General features: G+C 64.2%; 23 protein-coding genes. 15 read left to right on the forward strand and 8 right to left on the reverse strand.

Features of this window, described 5'->3' with window-relative positions; all coding sequences use genetic code 11:
* Nucleotides 1-3: 3 nt before the first annotated feature.
* Complete coding sequence (locus A5759_RS17300) at nucleotides 4-636, reverse strand: FKBP-type peptidyl-prolyl cis-trans isomerase (RefSeq protein WP_369816235.1); 633 nt, start codon at nucleotides 634-636, stop codon at nucleotides 4-6.
* Nucleotides 637-818: 182 nt separating this feature from the next.
* On the opposite strand from A5759_RS17300, the gene A5759_RS17305 reads away from it, so the two are divergent.
* On the forward strand, nucleotides 819-2,159 hold the full coding sequence (locus A5759_RS17305) for an NAD(P)/FAD-dependent oxidoreductase (RefSeq protein ID WP_068199803.1): 1,341 nt from the start codon (nucleotides 819-821) through the stop codon (nucleotides 2,157-2,159).
* On the opposite strand, the gene A5759_RS17310 is transcribed toward A5759_RS17305, so the two are convergent.
* Nucleotides 2,153-3,067 (reverse strand): MBL fold metallo-hydrolase, encoded by a 915-nt coding sequence (locus A5759_RS17310; RefSeq protein WP_068199805.1) that lies wholly within the window; start codon nucleotides 3,065-3,067, stop codon nucleotides 2,153-2,155. The two genes, A5759_RS17305 and A5759_RS17310, sit on opposite strands and share 7 nt — an antisense overlap.
* Nucleotides 3,068-3,257: 190 nt before the next feature.
* On the opposite strand from A5759_RS17310, the gene A5759_RS17315 reads away from it, so the two are divergent.
* The gene (locus A5759_RS17315) at nucleotides 3,258-4,286 is read left to right on the forward strand and encodes a permease (RefSeq protein ID WP_231984681.1); all 1,029 of its coding nucleotides are present in this window, start codon (nucleotides 3,258-3,260) and stop codon (nucleotides 4,284-4,286) included.
* A 21-nt stretch (nucleotides 4,287-4,307) separates the two neighbouring features.
* Here the strand turns inward: A5759_RS17315 and A5759_RS17320 are convergent, their stop codons facing one another.
* The 3 genes from A5759_RS17320 to A5759_RS17330 all read right to left on the reverse strand — a co-directional run bounded on the left by A5759_RS17320 (nucleotide 4,308) and on the right by A5759_RS17330 (nucleotide 7,194).
* A complete protein-coding gene (locus A5759_RS17320) occupies nucleotides 4,308-5,129 on the reverse strand; it encodes a hypothetical protein (RefSeq protein ID WP_066840430.1) in 822 nt (273 codons plus the stop codon).
* Between the two features lie 144 nt (nucleotides 5,130-5,273).
* Nucleotides 5,274-5,951: a TetR/AcrR family transcriptional regulator gene (locus A5759_RS17325; RefSeq protein WP_068199809.1), complete on the reverse strand. Its 678-nt coding sequence runs from the start codon at nucleotides 5,949-5,951 to the stop codon at nucleotides 5,274-5,276.
* Nucleotides 5,944-7,194, reverse strand: coding sequence for a cytochrome P450 (locus tag A5759_RS17330; RefSeq protein ID WP_068199813.1), 1,251 nt, complete (start codon nucleotides 7,192-7,194; stop codon nucleotides 5,944-5,946). The genes A5759_RS17325 and A5759_RS17330 overlap by 8 nt, the downstream gene beginning before the upstream one ends.
* A 257-nt stretch (nucleotides 7,195-7,451) precedes the next feature.
* On the opposite strand from A5759_RS17330, the gene A5759_RS25990 reads away from it, so the two are divergent.
* Nucleotides 7,452-7,598 (forward strand): hypothetical protein, encoded by a 147-nt coding sequence (locus A5759_RS25990; protein WP_156616963.1) that lies wholly within the window; start codon nucleotides 7,452-7,454, stop codon nucleotides 7,596-7,598.
* 77 nt (nucleotides 7,599-7,675) lie between these two features.
* Here the strand turns inward: A5759_RS25990 and A5759_RS17335 are convergent, their stop codons facing one another.
* Complete coding sequence (locus tag A5759_RS17335) at nucleotides 7,676-9,436, reverse strand: GMC family oxidoreductase (RefSeq protein ID WP_231984682.1); 1,761 nt, start codon at nucleotides 9,434-9,436, stop codon at nucleotides 7,676-7,678.
* A gap of 118 nt (nucleotides 9,437-9,554) precedes the next feature.
* Between A5759_RS17335 and A5759_RS17340 the strand changes: the two genes are divergently transcribed.
* From A5759_RS17340 to A5759_RS26150, 4 genes are all read left to right on the forward strand, one after another.
* Complete coding sequence (locus A5759_RS17340) at nucleotides 9,555-10,178, forward strand: DUF4304 domain-containing protein (protein WP_231984683.1); 624 nt, start codon at nucleotides 9,555-9,557, stop codon at nucleotides 10,176-10,178.
* Between the two features lie 67 nt (nucleotides 10,179-10,245).
* Nucleotides 10,246-10,479 carry a hypothetical protein gene (locus A5759_RS17345; RefSeq protein WP_066840425.1) on the forward strand — a complete coding sequence of 78 codons (234 nt, stop codon included), beginning with the start codon at nucleotides 10,246-10,248 and terminating at the stop codon, nucleotides 10,477-10,479.
* Nucleotides 10,469-10,780 (forward strand): type II toxin-antitoxin system PemK/MazF family toxin, encoded by a 312-nt coding sequence (locus A5759_RS25695; RefSeq protein ID WP_082962180.1) that lies wholly within the window; start codon nucleotides 10,469-10,471, stop codon nucleotides 10,778-10,780. The genes A5759_RS17345 and A5759_RS25695 overlap by 11 nt, the downstream gene beginning before the upstream one ends.
* 120 nt (nucleotides 10,781-10,900) lie before the next feature.
* A complete protein-coding gene (locus A5759_RS26150; RefSeq protein WP_197506091.1) occupies nucleotides 10,901-11,077 on the forward strand; it encodes a hypothetical protein in 177 nt (58 codons plus the stop codon).
* Nucleotides 11,078-11,993: 916 nt separating this feature from the next.
* Here the strand turns inward: A5759_RS26150 and A5759_RS17350 are convergent.
* Complete coding sequence (locus tag A5759_RS17350) at nucleotides 11,994-12,554, reverse strand: hypothetical protein (protein ID WP_068199814.1); 561 nt, start codon at nucleotides 12,552-12,554, stop codon at nucleotides 11,994-11,996.
* Between the two features lie 88 nt (nucleotides 12,555-12,642).
* Between A5759_RS17350 and A5759_RS17355 the strand changes: the two genes are divergently transcribed.
* The 5 genes from A5759_RS17355 (at nucleotide 12,643) to A5759_RS17375 (ending at nucleotide 16,794) form a co-directional block, all read left to right on the forward strand.
* Complete coding sequence (locus A5759_RS17355; protein ID WP_068199815.1) at nucleotides 12,643-13,110, forward strand: GNAT family acetyltransferase; 468 nt, start codon at nucleotides 12,643-12,645, stop codon at nucleotides 13,108-13,110.
* Nucleotides 13,107-14,111, forward strand: coding sequence for a hypothetical protein (locus A5759_RS17360; protein WP_068199816.1), 1,005 nt, complete (start codon nucleotides 13,107-13,109; stop codon nucleotides 14,109-14,111). The genes A5759_RS17355 and A5759_RS17360 overlap by 4 nt, the downstream gene beginning before the upstream one ends.
* Nucleotides 14,112-14,359: 248 nt before the next feature.
* Nucleotides 14,360-15,310, forward strand: coding sequence for a hypothetical protein (locus A5759_RS17365; RefSeq protein WP_068199817.1), 951 nt, complete (start codon nucleotides 14,360-14,362; stop codon nucleotides 15,308-15,310).
* A 97-nt stretch (nucleotides 15,311-15,407) separates the two neighbouring features.
* Nucleotides 15,408-15,671, forward strand: coding sequence for a hypothetical protein (locus A5759_RS17370; RefSeq protein WP_068199818.1), 264 nt, complete (start codon nucleotides 15,408-15,410; stop codon nucleotides 15,669-15,671).
* 133 nt (nucleotides 15,672-15,804) lie between these two features.
* A complete protein-coding gene (locus A5759_RS17375; RefSeq protein ID WP_068199819.1) occupies nucleotides 15,805-16,794 on the forward strand; it encodes a hypothetical protein in 990 nt (329 codons plus the stop codon).
* Nucleotides 16,795-16,819: 25 nt separating this feature from the next.
* Here A5759_RS17375 and A5759_RS17380 read toward each other — a convergent pair whose 3' ends face one another.
* Complete coding sequence (locus A5759_RS17380; protein ID WP_068199820.1) at nucleotides 16,820-17,026, reverse strand: hypothetical protein; 207 nt, start codon at nucleotides 17,024-17,026, stop codon at nucleotides 16,820-16,822.
* 381 nt (nucleotides 17,027-17,407) lie between these two features.
* On the opposite strand from A5759_RS17380, the gene A5759_RS17385 reads away from it, so the two are divergent.
* The 3 genes from A5759_RS17385 (at nucleotide 17,408) to A5759_RS17395 (ending at nucleotide 20,359) form a co-directional block, all read left to right on the forward strand.
* On the forward strand, nucleotides 17,408-18,511 hold the full coding sequence (locus A5759_RS17385) for a site-specific integrase (RefSeq protein ID WP_197506093.1): 1,104 nt from the start codon (nucleotides 17,408-17,410) through the stop codon (nucleotides 18,509-18,511).
* A complete protein-coding gene (locus tag A5759_RS17390; RefSeq protein ID WP_068199822.1) occupies nucleotides 18,508-18,858 on the forward strand; it encodes a helix-turn-helix transcriptional regulator in 351 nt (116 codons plus the stop codon). The genes A5759_RS17385 and A5759_RS17390 overlap by 4 nt, the downstream gene beginning before the upstream one ends.
* Nucleotides 18,859-19,000: 142 nt before the next feature.
* Nucleotides 19,001-20,359 (forward strand): recombinase XerD, encoded by a 1,359-nt coding sequence (locus tag A5759_RS17395; RefSeq protein WP_369816226.1) that lies wholly within the window; start codon nucleotides 19,001-19,003, stop codon nucleotides 20,357-20,359.
* Nucleotides 20,360-20,543 lie beyond the last annotated feature (184 nt).

Here is a 20,543-nt window from a genome sequence, read left to right on the forward strand (position 1 = left end):
GGGTCAGCTCGAGGCGTCGAGGATCTTGATGGCGAAGATGAGTGAGTCGCCGGGTTGGATCCCCGCGGCGGGCTGACCTTCGGGGTAGCCGTCGGCAGACGTCATCGCCACGGCGACCGTCGACCCCACCTTCTGTCCGGCGATGGCCTTCTGGAAGCCGGGCACGACCCCGTCGAGCGGGAAGTCGACCGGCATGCCGCGCTCGTAGCTGTTGTCGAACACGGACCCGTCGCGTCCGTTGACGCCCATGTAGCAGACGAAAACGGTGGCCGTCTCGGAGACGACCGGTCCGTCACCGGGCTTCAACGTCTGCACCTGGGTCTCGGACACGCTGAACGGCGGCTGCACGTTGATCAGCGGTGCCGTCGAGTCGGTGGATCCGGTGACGGCGACGCTGCCGGTCTCGCCATTGAGGGTCCACTCGGGAGTGCCGCCGAACTGCGGCGGGGCCGTCGGGCACATCGCGCTGGCGGGATCGCCCGTCTCGACGGGTGGGGGGATGAACTCGTCGGCCAGAGAGGACGTGCTCGTCGAGGACGTCGTAGTGGTCGATGACGCTTCCGTGTCCGAGCCGCACGCCGCAAGAGCCAGAACCATCGATGCGGTGCAGGCGAACAGTCCGACGGGAAGAGACACACGCGAGGATTTCACGGTCGCCACGCTACAGACAGCGGCGCTGACGGTGCTCCGGTGGTGCTTGGGGGTCTGACCGCGGATGTGCGTTCTGATACGGCTGCCACTGCGCGTCGCGGATGAAACGGCACTCTCGGCCGCTCTCTGTGCGACGGTAGGGATACAGCCTGCCGAAGAGGGGCGCGATGGCGACGCGAGCAGCGGTCGTGTGTGGAGCGAGCATCGGGGGACTGCTCGCTGCGAGAGTGCTGGCAGACGCGTACGACTCGGTGACCGTCGTGGAACGCGACAAGCTGCCCGTCGACGTGTCGCATCGGGCAGGCGTGCCTCAGAGTCACCACCTGCACATGATGACCAGTGCGGGTTTGAAGATCCTCGAGGAGATGCTTCCCGGCGCTACGACGGAGTTGAAAGCGGCGGGCGCACCGATCATCGACACGCACACCCTGTCGGCGGTGTACGTCGAGGTCCGTGGGCATGCGCTGTGTCGGACGGCGGCATTGGCCGACCCTGACGCCATGCCTGTGCAGCCGGCCAGCAGGCCGCTGCTGGAATCAGTTGTCCGCGAACGGGTTCACGCACTGCCCAACGTCACGGTGCTCGACGGCCACGACGTCGTCGAGCCCGTGTTGAGCGATCGTGCGGTACGCGGTGTTCGTATCAGCGACCGGGCTGGGTCACGGCGGCAGACGTTGCCCGCCGATCTCGTGGTCGACGCGTCGGGGCGCTCGGCGCGTACACCGGCCTTCCTTGCGGCGCATGGCTTCACACGTCCCGTCGAGCGGTCGTATCGGGTGCAGCTCAGCTACGCCAGTCAGTTGTTTCGCATGACGCCGGGGGCGCTGGACGACAAGGTGGTTTTCGTCAGCCCGACGCTGCAACGCCCAACTGGCGTCGGAATGCTCGCCTACGAGAACGACACGATGATCGTGACGCTGATAGGTGTCGCTGGGCACAGGCTGCCCACCGAGCTGCCGGAGGTGTTGGCCGCTGTGGCCGAATGCGTGCCCCCGCATATCGGCGAAGCGCTTCACGACGCCGAACCGCTGGGGGAGACGCATCATCGCCAGTTTCCGACCAGCGTATGGCGCCGCTACGACAGGGCGTCCTCATTTCCTCAGGGGCTGTTGGTGATTGGGGACGCGGTATGCAGCTTGAACCCGATGTACGGCCAGGGCATGACATCGGCGCTGATGCAGGCTCGCAGCCTTCGACAGACCCTTGCCTCCAACGGTGAACCGTCGAGTCAAGACTATTTTCGCGATGTTGCACGGCGGCTGGCTCCTCTTTGGTGGGCCAACCGGCTCAACGACTTCGGCTTCACCCCGGCGAGCCGATGGAGGTCATGGCCGCAGCGTGGGTTCAACAGCTACACCACCGCCTACATGGCCGCCGCATCGACTGACATGGCGCTCACCGAAACGTTCCTGCGCATGCTGCAAGGCGTGGACCCCGGGACGAGCCTCGTGCGCCCCAGACAAGTCGCGCGGGTCGTCGGTCACGCACGGCGGCGCTCTCGTCAGTAGTCCCACACGGTGGGCACGCACCGGAAGACGTCGCCGGCGGTCGCGACGTGGCAGACCGACGGGAACGGCAGGTGAGTGGCCACCAGGGACTCACCGGTCGCGGCCAGTTCCCGGAGAAGTTCGATCCGTACGCGGGCCGACTCTTCTGGGTCGTGTTCGAAGCCGTTGTGCCACTCCGGGTTATCGAAGCCGGGCGCGAAGACGGCGTCGCCGGCGAACGTCAGCCGGTCACCGCCCGAGTCGAGGCGGACGATGGCATGACCCGGCGTGTGACCTCCCGTGCGGGCGACGAGCACTCCGGGCGCCAATTCGTACTCCGACTCGAAGGTCCGCATGTGACCGCGGTATTCGTCGAGGAACCGCCCGGCGATCGACCGGAGCGCGTCCGGAACGGGAGCGGGCATGTCGGTGTGGGAGAAGTCGGGCGCCTCCCAGAACTCGGCCTCGGCGGCCGCAACGTGGACTTGCAGGTCGGGACGCAACCGTTCCTTCAGGCCCTTCGTGAGCAGCCCGCCCACGTGATCCATATGCAGGTGGGTGAGCACCACGTCGGTCACCGCCGAGGGGTCGATACCGGCGGCTTCCAGACGATGGACGGTCTGCCCGGCCCGCGGAAAGTCCGGGAACTCCACGCCGAGCCCGGCGTCGACCAGGATGGTCCGACCAGCGGTGCGCACCACGACAACGTTGAGGGGCCAGGCGAGGACGTCTCTGGGAAGGAACCGGTCGTCGAGCCAACTCCCGAACTCGGTCGGGTCGGCGTTGGTCGCCATCGTCCTGGCCGTGATCGGGAGCACCCCATCGCTGATCACCAGCACCTCGATGTCGCCGACCTGCACCGCGTACCGCGATGGAACCAACTCGTCGAAGTTCGTCGTGTCCAAATCCGAGATGCTGTCCACGCTCATGGCTGTCCTCCTGATGGCGTTGCCGAATATCACCTGTCGTTTCTGGAGAACGCCTCAACATGACGCGATTTATCCAGCCGGCAACGTTCGCCGTGCCCCCCGAACGGTTCGACTGCCGGTGTAACGGTTACATCTAGGAGCTATGACCTCGAGCAGCGCGTCGCTCCCAGTTGACTCGCGGCGAAGCGCCGTGGCAGGGGTGCTCATCACCGCGATTGTCGGCGTCGTGGGACTGACGTGGGCAAAGTGGGTCCCGTATGTCGGCAAGGCGCTCGACGCGGCCCGCTCTCAACACTGGCCGGGCTCGAACATCCTCGGTGTCGGAGGAGTGAAGGTCGGCGACGCGCCGAGTTGGCATGCGGCGACCACGTTCTTTTCTTCGTACGTCACCGCCATCTGGCCCGCGCTGCTGGTGGCGCTTCTGCTCAGCGCGTGCATCCAAGCCTTCGTCCCGCGGAGTTGGTTGCCGCAGCTGCTGAATCGGCGAAATACGGTCTGGAGCGCTGCGGCCGGTGGGGTCGCCAGCACGCCGTCGATGATGTGCGCGTGCTGCTCGGCCCCCGTCGCCGTGACGCTGCGCCGCTCTGGCGTCAACCAGGCAGCGGCGGTGGCGTACTGGTTGGGCAATCCGCTGCTGAATCCGGCGGTGCTGGTTTTCCTGCTGTGCGTTGCGCCCTGGCAGTGGACGGCGACTCGGCTGGTTGTCGGGGTCGGAGCTGTGGTCGGGGGATCGGCACTGGTGGCGATGGTCTCGCGGCGGGAGACGAACGGGGGACCGCCGAACTTCGACGCCGCACAGATCAAGCCGCCCGGAGACGAAGCGTCCGCGCCAGTTCGCTTCGGCAGAGCGCTTTTTCGGCTTTGCGTCGTGCTCGTTCCGGAGTACCTCGTTCTGGTGCTGGTGATCGGCGCCGGTCGCGGCTGGCTCATGGAGCTGATCGAGCCCGCGAACTACAGCGTTCTGGTCGTCGTGATCGCGGCTGTGCTCGGTACCCTCATCGTCATTCCCACGGCAGGGGAGATCCCGATCCTTCAAGGCCTGGCGCTGCTCGGTGTGTCATCGGGTGTGTTGGGCGCTCTGCTGACCACCTTGCCGGCGGTCAGCTTGCCGGGCATCGCGATGGTGGTGCGCAGCTTCGGATGGCGGACCACCTCGGCAACCGCCGCCATGGTGATGGTCGCGGGGGTCGTCGGAGCGGTATGCCTGAGCGTCCTTTAGGGGACTGTTTCACAGTCGGTGTCAGCGCGGTGCGGTGACGACGAGCTCGTGATCGCCTGCCGCCCAGGCAGATTCGAATACGTCAGTGGTCACATGCTCGCCGCGCGTGTCGTCGCCGCCGCTGTCGCCGAGATAGACGGCGTCGTTGTCGTAATCGATGGCGGCGACGGTGACCAGGTGACCGCATCCCGTCCGGTCACCGTCTCCATCCCAGATGGTGGTGGAGTTCACGCACACAATCGCCTGTCGCCCGTCGCCTAGATAGTCCGCCAACGCGTCCATACCGGTGGCGAGTCCACCCTTGGCGGCCGTGTCGTCGTTGGTGTAGTCGGCTTTGATCCCGTAGTGCTTGAGCAGGAGCAGGAGGTCGGTCGTGCAGGTGCCATGGCCGACACCGCCGTCACTGGGATCGATGCTTTCGTCATACACCGGCTCACCCGGATCGCAATCGCTTGGCGTCTTAGCGGCGAGGTCGATGATCTCCCGCTCGGTGGGCGGCGCCCCGGTCAGCTCGCCGACCACCATGCGGGTGGCCATCAACCCGCAGTCGCTTTCGGTTTGTTCCTCCCAGTAGTGCAGGGCGGCCGCAGGATCTCCGTAGACGCCGCCGGTGATCTCGGGCTGGCCATCGCCGTCCTCGTCTTTGACGATCGGTTGAGCCTGTTGATCTTCTGGATTCGCCTCAGCTTGTCGAGCCGCCGTTGATTCGTCGGCCGTTGCCGCCGGGGTCTCCTCGGGCTCGGTTCCACCACCGCAGCCGGCCCCGGCAACGATGGTCAGACTGGCGATTACGGTTGCGGCGAACGCCTTCCGGCTTCGCGCGCGCTGCTGGCGAAGTTGCACTTCGCGAAGCTAGCAGATGCCTGTGAGTTTCCTGGGCATTATTGACGTGCCTGTTGCGGGGACCTCGAGGTAACCATCCGCAAACTGCAACGTACGTATATCTGGGCGTGTCTCGCGGAAGAGGTGGTCGTCATCAGGCTGTTATCACGAAGACGACGTGCGCCTTCGGGATTCACCGCGTCTGCCCGACGGGGGTGGACGATCGTCCATCGACAGCGCTGTGATTCGTGGATAGAGGATCGCTGGGCCAAGCCATCGAGCTACGAAGCGACGCAGTACGGCACCCTTACGAATCGGCTGCCCAGGATCGGTCAGCATGGACTGCACTGTGCGCAAGGTCATCTCGGCGAGTTCTTCAAGAACGGCGCTGTCAAAGCCGTGAAGCTGCCAGTCCACATCGAGCCGGCGAAAGAATGACAGGCAGAATGCTTTTGCTGTATCGGAGGTCAACGAGGTGACAGCTTCCCCGTCCTGCCGCCTGCTCAGTAGGTTTTCCAGCTGGGGATCGCCGGTGAGGGTTTCGACCGCGAACGACACGCATTCGACGAGTGCCGTGACGGGGTCGTTGACACCGCTGACGTGCTCGACAACCTGATCGATGAATCCGTCGACCGCACGCATCGCGCTGGCGATGAGTAATGCGTCAGCATTGGGGAAGTAGCGGTACACCGTTTGCCGTGTAATCCCGAGCCGGCGAGCGACGTCGGCAAGGCGTATCGCTGGTCCGTGCTCAGCGACCACTTCGTCGACCGCGTCCAGGATTCGGGCAATCGCTTCCTCGTCTGAGCTGGGTGTCGCGCCTGCCCAGCCGCGGCTACGCATGCGCGGTCGCAATCCTTGCGCTGGTGAATTCGATCTGAAGCGTTAGCGGACCAGTCATTCCCAACAAGGATTTCCACGGCGCCGGACCAACGCGGCGGGGTGCGTCGAGACGGCGGGTGAGGACCACAAGTGCCTCCGCCAGCTCACGGCGCGCGAGATTGGCCCCCAGACAATAGTGGGCACCGCCGCCAAAAGTCAGAATTGGCGGGACGTCTCTGCGGGTGATGTCAAACCGCTCAGCATCGCGATAGATCGCTGGGTCACGATTGGCTGCAAAGGTATTCACCAGTATGAAGGTCCCTGCCGGGAACAGGTAGCCGCCAAACTCGACATCCTCGGTCGCGGCCCGCGGCACGATACTGGCCGCCGGTGAGTGGCGCATGCTCTCCTCGACAGCCTGCATCGCAAGCTCCGGTTGCTCACGAAGCGTCATCCACTGATCGGGGTGCTCGCAGAGCACCTGGACCGAGGCGGCCAGTTGATTGCGCGTGGTGTCCGTTCCCGCCATCAGGAAGCCGGCCACCAACATCCGGAGTTCGTCGAGATTCAGCCGGTCTCCGTCGCTTTCGGCGCGGATGAGTTCGGAGAGCAGATCATCGGTGAGGCTGTGTCGCCGGGCGGCGACCATGTCGTCGACGTAAGCGTCTAATTCGCCCCACGCCCGCATGATCGCGGACTCGTCGAAGTTGGCGTCGGGCTGGAAGTTGAGGGCCTTGAAAACCTCTTCAGTCCAATCTGCGAAAAGGTGCCAATCCTCCCGAGGTGCACCGATGAGCGCGCACATGATCGGAGTGGGGTAGGGACGCGCAAGGTCGGTCACGACGTCGCAGTGTCCGGCGTCCGCCACCCGGTCGATCAGCCCGTTCACCACCTCCTGGATGGTGTCTTGAAGCCGCGACGTCGCGCGCGGAGTGAACGCTTTCGACACGAGTTTGCGTAGGCGCATATGAGGTGCGCCGTCCAGTCCCAGGAGGCTGTTCGCCATCTTGTCGAACAAGGGACCCGACGTGATGCCCTGTGAGGCCAGAGTGATGCCGGGCGGAAGCCGAAATCTGCTGTCGCGCAGGATCTCGCGGGAAAATTCATATGACAGGATTTCCGGCCCGAAGGGGCCGATGGCGATGGGTGCTCGTGCCTGCGCCGATCGGACATCGTCGAGGATGTCGTGCGGCGTGGCGGTGAGACCGTAGCTGAAGGTGGGAAGGCCCGCGTCGAAGACATTGGGAGCGCTGGTCACGGTCATCAGAAGCGACTTTCCCGAGTTCTGGACGTTTCGCCCCAAAGCGTATGACCATTAACGGGCCGGTGTCAACGAATGGGAGCAAACTGCAAGGCAGATGGTGACTCTAAAGTAACTAGATCATACGAATTGAACCCAAACGTACGCAGCGCCCAGCGGCGGCAGGCTCTCCAAATGGCCTACAGCCACTGACTCGAAAGACGTGTCGGCAACCTTGCGTAAGCGGTCACGATTTTCGCCCATGGGCGGACAATTGATCCATGTCCACTGCGGTTTGGATCGCGATTGCAATATTCGCGGTCGGGGTTGTCGCCGGCGGGTTGTTGCGGATTCGCGCCTGGCTGCAGAAGCCGGCACCACCCGAGGTGATCGAAGCCGCACACCGTGACGACGACGAAGGCGACTGAAGGTCACGACTCAAGCGAATCGGTCGCGGCTGTCCGAGGCCAGTTCGGTGGAACGCTGCGGCACGAGTGGGACCGGCTCATTTCAGGATCGCCCGCGCTGCGCGCTCTGCGATCAGCATGACCGGCGCGTTGGTGTTCCCGGACGTGATAGTGGGCATCGCCGAAGCATCGGCCACCCGTAGGCCCGCGACGCCACGCACGCGGCAGTCGGTGTCGAGCACCGTGGCGGCAGACCGTGGCATACCGCGTGTATCAAAGGCACCCATCGCGCAGGTGCCTACCGGGTGGAAAATGGTGGTACCCAATTCACGCGCCGCCGCCAGTAGGTCTTCGTCGCTCACCAGTTGCGGGCCGGGAAGCATTTCTTCCGGACAGTAGCGGGCTAGGGGAGGGGCGCCCATGATCTGCCTGGTCATCCGAAGGCCGCGCACGGCGACTTCACGGTCGGCATCAGTGGACAGGTAGTTGCACATGATCTTTGGGTGGGTCAGCGGATCTGCACCGGCCAGGCGCACGTGCCCGCGCGAGGTGGGTCGCAGGTTGCAGACCGAGGGAGTGATGGCGCCGAAGGGGTGCAGGGGTTCCCCGAATTTCGGCAACGACAACGGCTGCACATGCCACTCCATATCCGGGCTGACCAGCGCGGGCTCGCTCTTGGCGAAAGCCCCCAGTGTGGACGGCGGCATCGTCATGGGTCCCGATCGCAGCAGCAGGTACTGAATTCCCATGCCCGCCCGGGTGATCCAATTTCGGTACAGCGTGTTGACGGTTCGTGCGCCCCGAATGCGGTACACCGTTCGAAGCTGTAAATGGTCCTGGAGGTTTCCGCCGACTCCTGGCAGATCAACGACCACCGGCACGTGATGCTGGGTGAGCAACCCGGCCGGGCCCAACCCCGAAACCTGCATCAGATGGGGCGAGCCAATGGCGCCGGCGCTCAGGATCACCTCCCGACGGGCTCGAACGTCGACGATCTGGCCGTCTTTGAGCAGCCGTAGGCCGGTGACGCGGTGCTGCGCCGTGGTCCAGGCGCCGCGACGCTGATCGTTGCTGACCTGATCGTCCATTAGCAGCTGGAGAGCCTGAGTCTGCGTGTAGACGGTGAGATTGGAGCGGTGGGTGACGGGGTGCAGGAAGGCATCGGCCATCGACCAGCGCCGGCCGCGTCGTTGATTGACATGAAAGTAGGCGCTCCCGGAGTTGTCGCCCCGGTTGAACTCTTCGATCGGCGCAATGCCCAGTTCGGCTGCGGCGGCCTGCCAGGCGTCCAGAATTTTCCAGCGCACCCGCGGTCGCTCCACGCGGATCTCACCGCCGGCGCCGTGCCACTCGTCGGCCCCGCCGAAGTAGCCTTCCAACTCCTTATAGATTGCGAGTGTTTCGCCTGGACCGTCTGGGCCGCCCCAAAGCCAGCGCTCGTCTCCGGTGGCTTGCGCCCACAACTCGTAATCGCTTGCCTGCCCGCGCATATGGATCATGGCGTTGATCGACGAGCAGCCGCCTATCACGCGCCCCCGCGCGTAGATGATGCTGCGGCCGGCCAAACCTGGGTCGGGCTCCGTCGTGAAGCACCAGTCGGTACGGGGGTTGCCAATGGTGTACAGATAACCGACCGGCACCTTGATCCAGAACCAGTTGTCCGCGCCGCCGGCCTCGATCAAAAGTACCCGGTGGTCGGGGTTGGCGCTGAGCCGATTGGCGAGCAGGCAGCCCGCGCTGCCCGCTCCTACGATGATGAAGTCGAACTCGGCATCAAGTCGAACTCCTTGACGGCCCCTGGATCTCACCGCTACCACATTAACGGGCAAGGTGATTTTTTCGCCCTCATCGTCGGGCATGGCCGCGTTGTCCTTGCGTAGCGTCAAATTGGTGCGCTGACGGATGGTGCCGCGGCCTTAGCCTTGAGTCACGGGCGAGGGGGCAGTCAACGGTTCATTGCGACGGACCTACGAGGCGGTGGTCTCCGCCGATGTCGGCCCATTCCTGCGTGCACGCGGCTTTGGCATATCGGATCGCAGTTTCAAGCGGGAGCGGGGGCGGCTCTACGACATGATCCACCTTCAGCCTGACTGGCACAACGGCACGATGTCGTGGCACGGGTTCTTCGTCAATGTCGGTATCGGATCATTCGAGGTCGACGCCGCATGTCCTGGATACGAGCGAGTGAGACATCCGCTCAAAGGTTCGCTGCTGCAACGTCGTTGGGAGCACTTGGTACCCGATCTGCCATACGAAGTGCGGTTCGACCGTCGCACCGAGATGCGGCAGTTCGCCGGCGCGCCCTGCGACGGCTTCGACTTGGGACTGGTTGAGATCGAACAGATAAGCACCACAGAGCAATTGGTGCGATATGCCGTCGACAACAACTTGCTCATCGAATATGACAAGACCTGCCGGTACCTGGCTGCGATTGATGACATCGACGCTGACGGACTACGTGACAAGGCTGCACGATTGCTTCGGACATCAAGACCGTTGGTCGATCTTCAGCCGCAACATCAGCGCGGCTGCTGGGCGCTGGGCGGAGGAACTGCGGAAGCGAGGATTGCTGCACCCGATTACCTCCAGCGGCGGGCATGAGCTGTCCTGACGGCGGCGGCCCCTCTGGAACCAGTGGTTGTCTTACAAAGCGTCGTACACTGTGGTTATGGCTGACACGATCACCTTCCGGCCGGACGACGACACAGCCAAGGCGCTGGAGGTTTTAACCAGGGACGGCACGGCTGTGTCCGCAGCCGTTCGATCTGCCCTCATCGATGCCGCACGTCGAAAGGCCAATGCGGCGATTCGCGCCGAGGCGGAAAGGCTCGCCGACGACGAATCCGACCGCGCTGAGGCCACGCAGGTGCTGCGCGACATGGAGACGCTGCGTGCGTGGTGAGGTCTTTCGGTTACACGCCCCGCGGGGGAGTCGCGGTCACGAGCAGTATGGCTCCCGATACGCCGTGGTAGTCCAGTCAGATCACGTGCCGCTGTCGACCTGGCTGGTTGCACCGACGTCCACGTCGGCTCGTGCCGCCAGCTTCCGACCCGAGGTTGAAATCGCCGGCGTGAATACCCGAGTACTTGCTGAGCAGACCGCGGCGGTCGACCCGGGTCGGCTTGGCAAGAGCATCGGATTCCTCAGCTTCGACGAAATGCGCCGCGTTGATGCGGCCCTACGTGTCGTTCTCGGTCTATGAGCTCTGCGCCATCACCCTAATCAAAAAGTAGGCGGCGCAGGGGAAGACGTCGCTGACGAAAAGAAGCATGACGGGCTGCAGGTACGAGATGGCGCCGTCTAACATCTAACTTGACATAGTGTGGCTTATCGGCGTTTTATTAACCAGGCCGATGCTTGCCGGGTCGATTACTCGCTGCGTGTCGTTTTGCAGTTGATCTCCGACTTTTTCACTACTGCGCCGACCGAGCGCACACGGTTTTCAGTCATTCGCCTATCGGCCTGTGCATCTCGTGATGCTTCCGCGCTGGTCGTGTGATCGGACCTCTCGCGCCGAGTCCGCCAATCGAGCTCACTGGACGCACACTTGCCCCGCATGCGCCACCCCGGCACCCCAACCGGTTTTCGTCACTGTGACGTAATAAGGGCGTTGCGGGGCCCTAAGGAACCCAACTGTCGCATGCGTTGAAGTCGAATTAATCTGCTGAATCGGCTTCCCAGACAGCGTTCTCCGCGTCTGTTAGCGGTTCGTCAAAGTCTTCTGGAACATGCAGATCTGGGAGCTGTCCAAATGTTCGCACCGGCAGCTTGGAGGCCGACACTGGCTCATCCATGGCTGCCCCGATCAGTGCAGAGTCGCCGAGATCCCGAGAATGTTCGGCGGCACGGCGCGGATCATCCGTCCTCATCCCTTGGAATTCGGATGGGTCTGAGAATTCATGATTCATTGCCGGCGGTTGGCTGCACATCCGCGAAACCCGAGATTCTTTCCTATTACATCGATGGGCCTTCAGCCTAACCCTTTTGTCACTGTGAGCTTTCGGCTCTGTGGCGTCCCCTCTCGTGGCTCCGACCCGCTTCCTTGATGCGGGTGGCCAGGACGTCGTGCGTTTCCAGGGAAACATGAGCGCCGCGCGTCACCGCGCCCGACGGGATGCAACAGCCCACCGGTGAAGTCTCCGCGACCGGCATCAACGCTGACCGAAGCCAGATACGTCGCCGTGACGGACTAACGAACGTAGCACAGGTGCCAAATATTCAGTGTTACAACGTCTTCCGGTGCGTTCATGGATAATCTTCGTTATCCATGAACTACCCATGTCAGTCTTCGATTCGCCAATACGGGCGAGAACGGACCTCAGCCCGGCGCGCGTGAGCTCTACCGGTCGCTCTTCGCTTGACGCGGGTGTGACCGTTTCGCTAAATCCCCGCCAGTTGCTTCCATGCCTGCCACCTCATGCCTCGCCGAGCGCCGTCTGCCCGGGCATCCCATGCTCGACCTGTCGTGAGTTCGCGAAGTCGTAGGTGACGGTGCGGCTCCCCGCCCACCGCCGGCCAGCTAGCCGTGGCCACGCGGCGGTGACGGTCGGCTTAGATTGCGAGGGATCATGGCGCGCGACGACGCATACGTTTACGGATTCGCCGGGTTCGATTGCCGCGATGGTGTTGCTCCACAGTGGGTATTCGGCCTCGACCGGTTGCCCAGCGTATGGTTTCACGCCAGAATCGCCGATCCACACCCGCGGCCGGCACCGCTGGCCGGTCAGCTTCACATCGTGCGCTATGCCGTCGCCGTGGTTGGTCAGACGAACCCACCCCAGCGGCATCCAGTCCATGCCGGTGAAGTTGCCCTCGTTCTTTCGTGTGACCCGTTCCATGTCTTCGACGAGTGCAGTCGACGAGGACAGTCGCAGGTCCGGCCTGGGCCCGACGACGAAGCGGTTCACAAGCACGGTCACGAGGGCGCCGGCCGCACCGGAGGTCAATATGGTGGCCCAGATCGGCAGCTGCGACATGGCGGGAGCTTATCGGCGCGGACGGACACTAAGGTGAGGGTTGCATCGCCAGGCCGGGGTGTCGGAGCCCGGTCGTAGGCTCCACGGCGTGACCCTGGAGTTCATCGACCTCCGTCGCGGGCCGGCGGACAAGTACTTGTGGGTGCCGCCCTTCGACTGGTCGGTCGGCTACGAGAACGACCAGTGGTGGGACGATGTCCCCTATTACTACGTAGACGAGCCGTGGTTCGTGCAGGTGCTCGAGGACGACGCCGAGGTGGCGCGGGTGGAACTCGATGACCCCGGCGGCATCAACCCGGAATACACAGGTGTGCCCGATCTCGCTGAAGACGAGCGCCTCGAGATCCAGTTGATCGAGCTGGCCACCACCGCGGCCCGCCGCGGGATCGGCACCCGGGTGGTGCAGGGTCTCGCGGAGCGGCACCGCGGGCGCAGGCTGTTCGCCTATAGCGAGGAGGCAGACGAGTTCTGGGCGTCGCTCGGATGGGACCGATTCGATCATCGGGACGGCAAGCCGCAGTTCCACCGGGCGCTGTTCATTCAGCCCCCCCGATGAGCGGCAATCTCGGCGGCGGAATCGAGCGGCCGGTCGACTTCTCCTACGACGCATGCTGGTTCGAGTGTCCGGTGTGCCGCGACCGCGTGGTCATGACGTTCGAGGACCGTGCCAACGGGAAATCCCGTACCTGCTCTTCCGGACACGACGTCTCGGCGCAAGAGGAGTATCCAGCGCTCACTGACCCGTCCGACGTCGCGACGGATCCCGCCGAGATCGAACGCCTGGTCTGGTACCACACCAGCACCCGTGCGGACTGGCCGCCGATCGACGAGTCACCGACAGCGAGTGCGACGCACCTGGGCACCTTCGAGTCGGCGATCGAGAACATGTTCCGCCGCATGCACAACCAGTCGGACGCGGAGAGTCAGTTCTACTTGCACCGGGTCCGCATCGCGTGCCCACCCGCGGAGGTGTCCCCGCTGGGCCAGGAGCTCAGCGACTTCATGGGCAACGTGTGGCTCAGCAACCTGTACGACGCGGGGTTCCCGCTGGTGCGTTACGTCAACGTGCACGAGCACCCTGGGTCGATCTCCCTTGCAGTGGTGCCGTCGGCGATCACGCACCTGCAGACCCTCGCGGTCCCGCTCAGCCTAGACACGGAGGAATCGACGGCGTCACGAGATGCCTTCACCTCCTACATCGCAGACCTCGACCGGGTGGAAGCCCGGCGGCCGTGCACAGACGGGCTCAGCCGCATAGACCTGCTAAAGCGGCGGACCCCGGAGATCACCGCGATCGCCGATGCGGACCACGAGTGCGATCAGGCTCTGTGGGCGGCCCAAGATCGGTACTGGCAAACGATGGAGAAGGAGCACCTGCCGGCGGTCGGCTTCCGAACGCGTTGGAAGCTATTGGATGCGGTCCGCAGCATTCACGGCAGCGCCTCGCACGTGCACGATAAGTTCCGGTCGCTCGCGGAGCTGGTGCGGAACCCTGCCCGGACCCTCGCGGTGCTCCAGGCGCGGCAGGTGCGTGACGTCCGCAGGTCTGCCCCCTAGCGACTAGGGCACCAACCGCGCCAGCGCCTCTCACTCCACCGCCGTCACCCCTATGCCCCACGCACGAACCGTTGCCAGGCTCGCTCCTGGGTGAGGAACGCATCCGCATCACGCGGCGGCGCCGGCCCGGGACATCCTCCGCGTGCTCGTAAACAACCTGGTTGGACGCACCGAGGCCACTATCGGTTCCACTGAGTTTCGTGCGACGCGCAGCGGCTCCTGCACCCTCGCGGTCTAGCGTCTGGCCCATGATGCTGAACATGACGAACCGCCCTCCCGGCGTCCCTGCTGCCGCCTACACGGCTCTGTCCGAAGTGGTCCTCCGATTCGCCGGCGCGGTGGAAAGCCTGATCACGGGCGAACTCCGCCAGCCCTTCTCCCGCATCCCCAGCGAGGCTGTACGCGACCGCGCAGCTGATCGCGAGCACCTCGGCACCCGGACCAAGACAGCCCTGACCAACCTGGCAATGAATCAGGGCTACGCCGCTGCGGCGCAGTGCGACCTCCTCCGCGGGACGGCGGCAGCGCTGCCGGCGGAGAAAGTCTTCTTCTCGCCGTACCCGTTGGCGCGGACCTGCGTGGTGACAGCGGCGAAGGCGTGGTTCATCGTCAGTGGCCCTACCCGTGCGGAGCGCCTGCAGCGCTATCTGAACGAGGAGTTGGGCGCCATTTACGGCGCCGCGTGGGACTTCAACGATCCGGACAGGCTCGCCGACATCGCCGCTCTGACGGATGATCGCCTGGCTGTCGGTGAAAGTGCCGGCCTGCGGGCCGTGCACAGGAAGAAGCTGAAGCCTGGGCTTGCGCCGTACCTCGTCCGTTCCGATCAGCAGGATGGGGACACGCCGCCGTCGGAGACCGTCATCGTCCGGGACATCTTCACGGCGTCCGGTCTTGGAGCAGATCAGGCGGGCAAGCCGTATACGTTGCTCTCCGCCGCGACGCACGGGCGCTTCACCCAGTCCGGTATCTCCGAGTCCATCCTCATTGGCCGAACCGAGTTCGGCGTGCGGATGCGGGCCCTACACTCGTCAGCCGAGACGTCGGCCAAGGTGACGGTGCTCGCCGCGATCGCGGCCCGGACCCATCTCCGAGCGCTGGCCCTGTACGCGAACGAGCCGCAGGAGCTTGTGGATGGCCGCCTGGGTGGCCCGCTCGCAGAGTGGTGCGCGGCAGGGGGAGTTGAGGTGCCGGACTGAGGGGGTGGGCGGATCTACATGTAGTTCCAGCCTCCTTAGGCCCCTAACAGAGGAAGGGCCGCAACATCAGGTGGCCCCGAACCTCTAGGAGGCCACCATGTCGCAGCTGTTCTGGGCGCTGGTAGGTGACAGGAACATCGACAGCGCTGAGTCGATGATCGTCCACGGCTGGGCAGCCAACACCTGTGACGGCGTCACGTACGAGATCTGGCCGTCGCGGCGGCAGGAGCACGTCGACGACGTGGTGACGCTGATCGTGATCCTGGACGACGAGGTGGCCGTCGAGATCGGCCGGTTCGGATCCTATGAGGCCGCGCAGGGGGCCGCCCAGGCATGTTTCGACCAGCACAGGATCGAGTAAGCCGAGCCGAGCCGTTCAGGTCGGGTTGCGATGCGGTTCGAGCCCGCCGGTGGCGGTGGTTAGGTTCCGCCGAGTTTCGGACCGCTCCGCAAGCCAGCCCGACCCTGTCGGGCCGGGTACCTACCCTCAACTGATGACATCCCCGCCGCCCCTCACCGGCCGCCTGACGCCACCAGAGTTCGACTACTTCGCCGACGTGGTGATGCGGTTCGTGGACGCCGCGGAGAGCCTGCTCAAGGCGGAACTGTCGCACCCGTTCAACATCGGCAGCGAGGCCATGCGGGACAGAGCCGCGAGCGACGACCACCCCGGGACGTGGTCCAAACAGACCTTGCTGACCTTGGCGACACAGCAGGGCGCCGTCGGGCTTGAGCAGTGCGACCTGCTCCGCGGGATCGCCGCCATCCTGCGCACCGACCTCGTCACCTTGGCACCATTCCCGCTGGCACGCACGTCAGCCGTCATCGCGGCGAAAGCGTGGTACGTCCTCACCGCGGGGTCCAAAGAGGAGCGGCTGCGGCGCTTCTTGAACGAGGAGCTGGCGGCGCTCTATGGCCTACCGTTCCCGTCAGGCGATGAAGAAGCGGTTGCCGAACGCGACGCCCGCGCCGCCGACTACCGGGCTGTCGGCGCCACGGCGGGACTCGAAGCTACCTACCGCAAGAAGCCCCGCCTGTGGGACGCCCCAATCCTCGCCCGCGCAGGTCGAGGGCTCGCCGACGCGCCGCCGTCGGAGACGCAGCTGGTGAAGGACTTCTACCGGGCGTCGGGGTTACAGGAGGACGAGCTGGCGGGACTGCCGTACTCGTTGCTGTCCGCGGCGACGCACGGGCGCTTCCGGCAGGCTGGGCTCGTCCGCTATGCGTCCGCCAGCCCGTCGGTGGGAGGTGTGTCGACAGCGGCGATGCACGTGACGCTGGGGGTCACAGCGCAGACGACGATGTACGCGGCGATCGCGATGCGTACCTATCTCTGCGCGCTCGCGCGGTACACCGCCGTGTCCGAGACTGTGGTGCTGACCCGCCTGCACGGACCGACCGAGGAGTGGTCGGCGATCGCGCAGCAGGAGACCGAGCAGCCAAAGCACGACGCGTTCCCGGACGCTCGCCGCCCGACCCTGTAGTGGAACCGCGACGAAATTACGTGTCCTAACCTCGGCGGTCGTCTTCCGCTTCGTTAGGCAGCTCATCGAGAGCCCAGAACACGCCGGCACGGAAGGCCTTTAGAAGAGCGTCGTAGTCGTTGCCAAGTTGGTAGTCGTCGGGGATCGGATCGGCCGGGTTCAGCTCAAGTACTTCCCTGACGTACGAATGGGCCTTGGCTTCAGCCGCGGCTGTGTGGTCGATGTAGCTCACCGTGATGCCTCCTATGCATGTGCGATCGCATCACGCATTATTCAACGTGCGAGCAGCTACGTTCGGACGCCGTCAGCGCGACACGTGACATCGGCTCATGGATAACAGCAGTTATCCATGAAAAAGTACGCCGTTTTCATCAGATGAATCACAGGTGCCGCGTCGACGACAGTTGGCGCGCACCGTGGTCTGGTGACGAAACCCGTTGTTGATCTGTGGCTTTGGGCTCAGTGGCGGCAGGTGGCGGAGTGCCCGTTTGTGGTGCCAGGACGACACGCCGTGTTTGAGTCGTGTCAAGGTGATGCACCTACCTGCGCCGATGTGGTAATGATTCAGGGGATGATTCAATGATTTATTGAGTGAGACAGTCTGGAGGCCGTTTTGCCCGTCGATCTGAGCGGTCGCGTGTATGTGGTCGGTTCGGTTCCGGTGCTGCATCCGGAGGCCCAGACGGTCAACGAGATGCTTGAGGGTTGGCGCAATCAGCAACTGTGCCGCAACTTGGATGCTGACACGGTTGCGGGGCGAGCGCGGCTGGTCGAGCGCTTCATCGAGGCGACCAATGAGTTCCCGTGGACGTGGACGCCGAGCATGGTGGAGGAGTTCTTCAGCGATCTGCGCTCGGTGAAGCGGCGAAAGCAGTCGACGGTGCGGGGTTACCAGAATGCGCTGCGGATGTTCTGCTCGTATGTCAGCGATCCCGACTACGGGTGGGACCGGGTCTGCGAACAGCGATTCGGCACCCATCCTGCTCAGGTGTTTTTCGAATGGAACACCGCCAGCCACGTCCAAGACAATGAGCAGTCCCCAGCGAAGCGGGCCTTCACCAAGCAAGAGTTGCAAGACTTCTTTGACCACGCCGACGACCGAGTCGCGCTGGTCGCGGCCTCGGCGCGGAAGGGTTGGCTGCCCGCTTACCGGGACGCGACTATGTTCAAAGTGGCCTACTCCTACGGGCTTCGGTTCAACGAATTGCGCCATCTGCAAACGGTGGATTTCTCCCGCAACGCCCATGCCGGCGAGTTCGGCCGCTATGGCGTTGTGCAGGTGCGCTACGGCAAGGCCAAGAAGGGATCCCCGCCTAAGCGGCGCGGCGTCCTGACAGTGTTCAACTGGACTGCCGAGGTGATCACCGACTGGCTCGCCCACGGACAAGCGTGTATGTCCGACGGGCTTGATCTGTTCCCCAGTGAACGAGGCGCGTTGGTCGCCGAGAACACACTGTTGCGCCGATTCCGTCGCTACTGTAGGGATCTTGAGTTGCCTGACGGATTGGATCTGCACTCGCTGCGCCGCTCGTATGCTACCCACCTCATAGAAGACGGCTGGGACGCGAAGTTCGTCCAGGACCAGATGGGCCACGACCATGCCAGCACGACGTCGCTGTATACCTGCGTGTCCAGTGATTACCGGGTCAGCACATTGCGCCGGGCGTTGGATAGCACCATCACGAACGCCCTTGCGTTCGGCGAGGAGAGTTCATGAAACGCCAAGTTGACTACACCTGGAGGCTGGCCGAGCTGATGGCCGCCCGCGGAATGCACAACAGTACCCAACTCATCCCGCTGCTTGCCGAGCGGGGGATTCAACTGTCACGACCGCAGGTGTATCGCGTGGTTTATCAACGCCCCGAACGGATTTCCCTACAGATGATGGCAGCACTGTGCGACATCTTGGGCTGCGGGGTGGAGGACCTGGTGACCGTGACCGCCACCGATGTCCGTCGACGCAAAGCGTCGTCGGGCTCGCAGACCGCAGCCAAGCCCAACGTCGTCGAACTCAACAAGGCGGTGCGGCCTCGCCGAGCCAGGGTGCTCAGCGATGACGATTAGCCCCAACAGGCGCTCAACCAAACGGGGCCGCCCGCTAGTCACTGACGGTGAGTTTCAATGCAGCCGATGCCAACGAATGGCCAACCAGCGCAGAGCGTCCTGGCCCGGAGAACAACTGTGCAACAGCTGCTTCTACGCAGCGATGCACACTCGCGGTGTCTGCCCCCAGTGCGGCCACGACGGCATCCTCGCCGGCCTTGCCGCGGACCCAAGCAAGCGGCCGATCTGCTTGTCGTGCGCAAGAATTCCCGGCGACTTCACCTGTCGACGCTGCGGAACCGAAGCCGACTTCTACCGGCGCGGAACCTGTACCCGGTGCGCCCTTCGCGAGGATCTGACCTCGTTGATGATCGACGGCGCTCAACAGCGGGAAGCTATTGCCCCGATCGTCGAGGCGTTGTGCCGGGTCGACCGGCCCGCCAGCATCCTGACCTGGAAACGCTCGCCCCGAGTCCAAGAACTGCTGAGGGGCCTGGCCAACGGGAAGATCCCGTTGACACATGACGGCCTCGACGAAGCCGGTACTGACAAAGCGATCAACCATCTGCGCAGCCTGCTCGAACACACCGGTGTGCTGGCTGCCCGTGATGAATCGCTGGCCCGGTTCGAGCGATGGCTCTCGGTGAAGCTTGCGGTGGTAACCGAGCCGACTGTGCGCGGGCCCGTCGAACAATTCGCCACATGGCATCACCTTCGCCGGTTACGTCAAGCATCGGTCCCCGGGCAAGGCTCTGCAGCCGCCGTGCGATACGCCAAACAAGAAATCACTGAGGCGATCAAGTTTCTGACCTGGCTGCACAGCACCCATCACCGCACCCTGGCCACCTGCCTGCAACAGGACGTCGAGGAGTGGCTGGCATCCGGTCCGACTACGCGATCAAAGATCCGAAACCTCCTCGCCTGGGCGAAGAAAGCTCGGCTGAACAGATCAGTGCACATCACTCATCAGCAGGCTCCACCCAGCCGCTCGCTCACCCAGCAGCAGCGTCTGGCATGGCTTCGAGAACTGCTTACCGGAGATTCCGAAACACTGCCTTACCGCGTCGCCGGAACCCTCCTGCTGCTGTTCGCTCAGCCCTTAACCAGGATCGCGGCGCTGCCGACGTCGGCGATCGCCACCACCGACAATGACGTGCGGATCTCACTGGGGCGAGAGCCGATCCCGGTACCGCAGCCGTTCGCAGACATGCTCATCAACCACGCCGGCAGCCGGCCCAATCTCAGGGCCGCCGGTGGGATCGCAACCAGCCCGTGGCTGTTTCCCAGCGTCCAGGCCGGCCGGCACGTGGCCCCACAAGTGATCAGGGAAAGGCTCGAACGGCTGGGCATCGATCTGCTGGGCGCACGAAACACCACCTTGCAAAGTCTCGTCGTCGCGGCACCGCCGCCCGTAGTCGCCGAACTCCTCGGCTACAGCTACACCACAACCCAGCTCCACGCTGAGATCGCAGCCCAGCCCTGGGCCCGATATGTCACCAAACCCTCACCAACGACCTCTTGAAACTTCCACGTCGACGGGGTCTTGCGCTCTCTTCCACTGCCGTTTGCGAAAGGCCTTGAGCCCCGGCTTAACTCCCGGGGTCCGTCGCGAGAGCCGTCAGCCAGATGCGAGGGCTGCGATCGCACGAAGTACAGCCCAGCAAATTGCCAACCCCGCCGCCCTTACGCTCATCACCGCGCTTCAC

The organism is Mycobacterium sp. 852014-52144_SCH5372336 (assembly GCF_001665615.1).
GTDB classification, from domain to species: Bacteria; Actinomycetota; Actinomycetes; order Mycobacteriales; family Mycobacteriaceae; genus Mycobacterium; species Mycobacterium neumannii_A.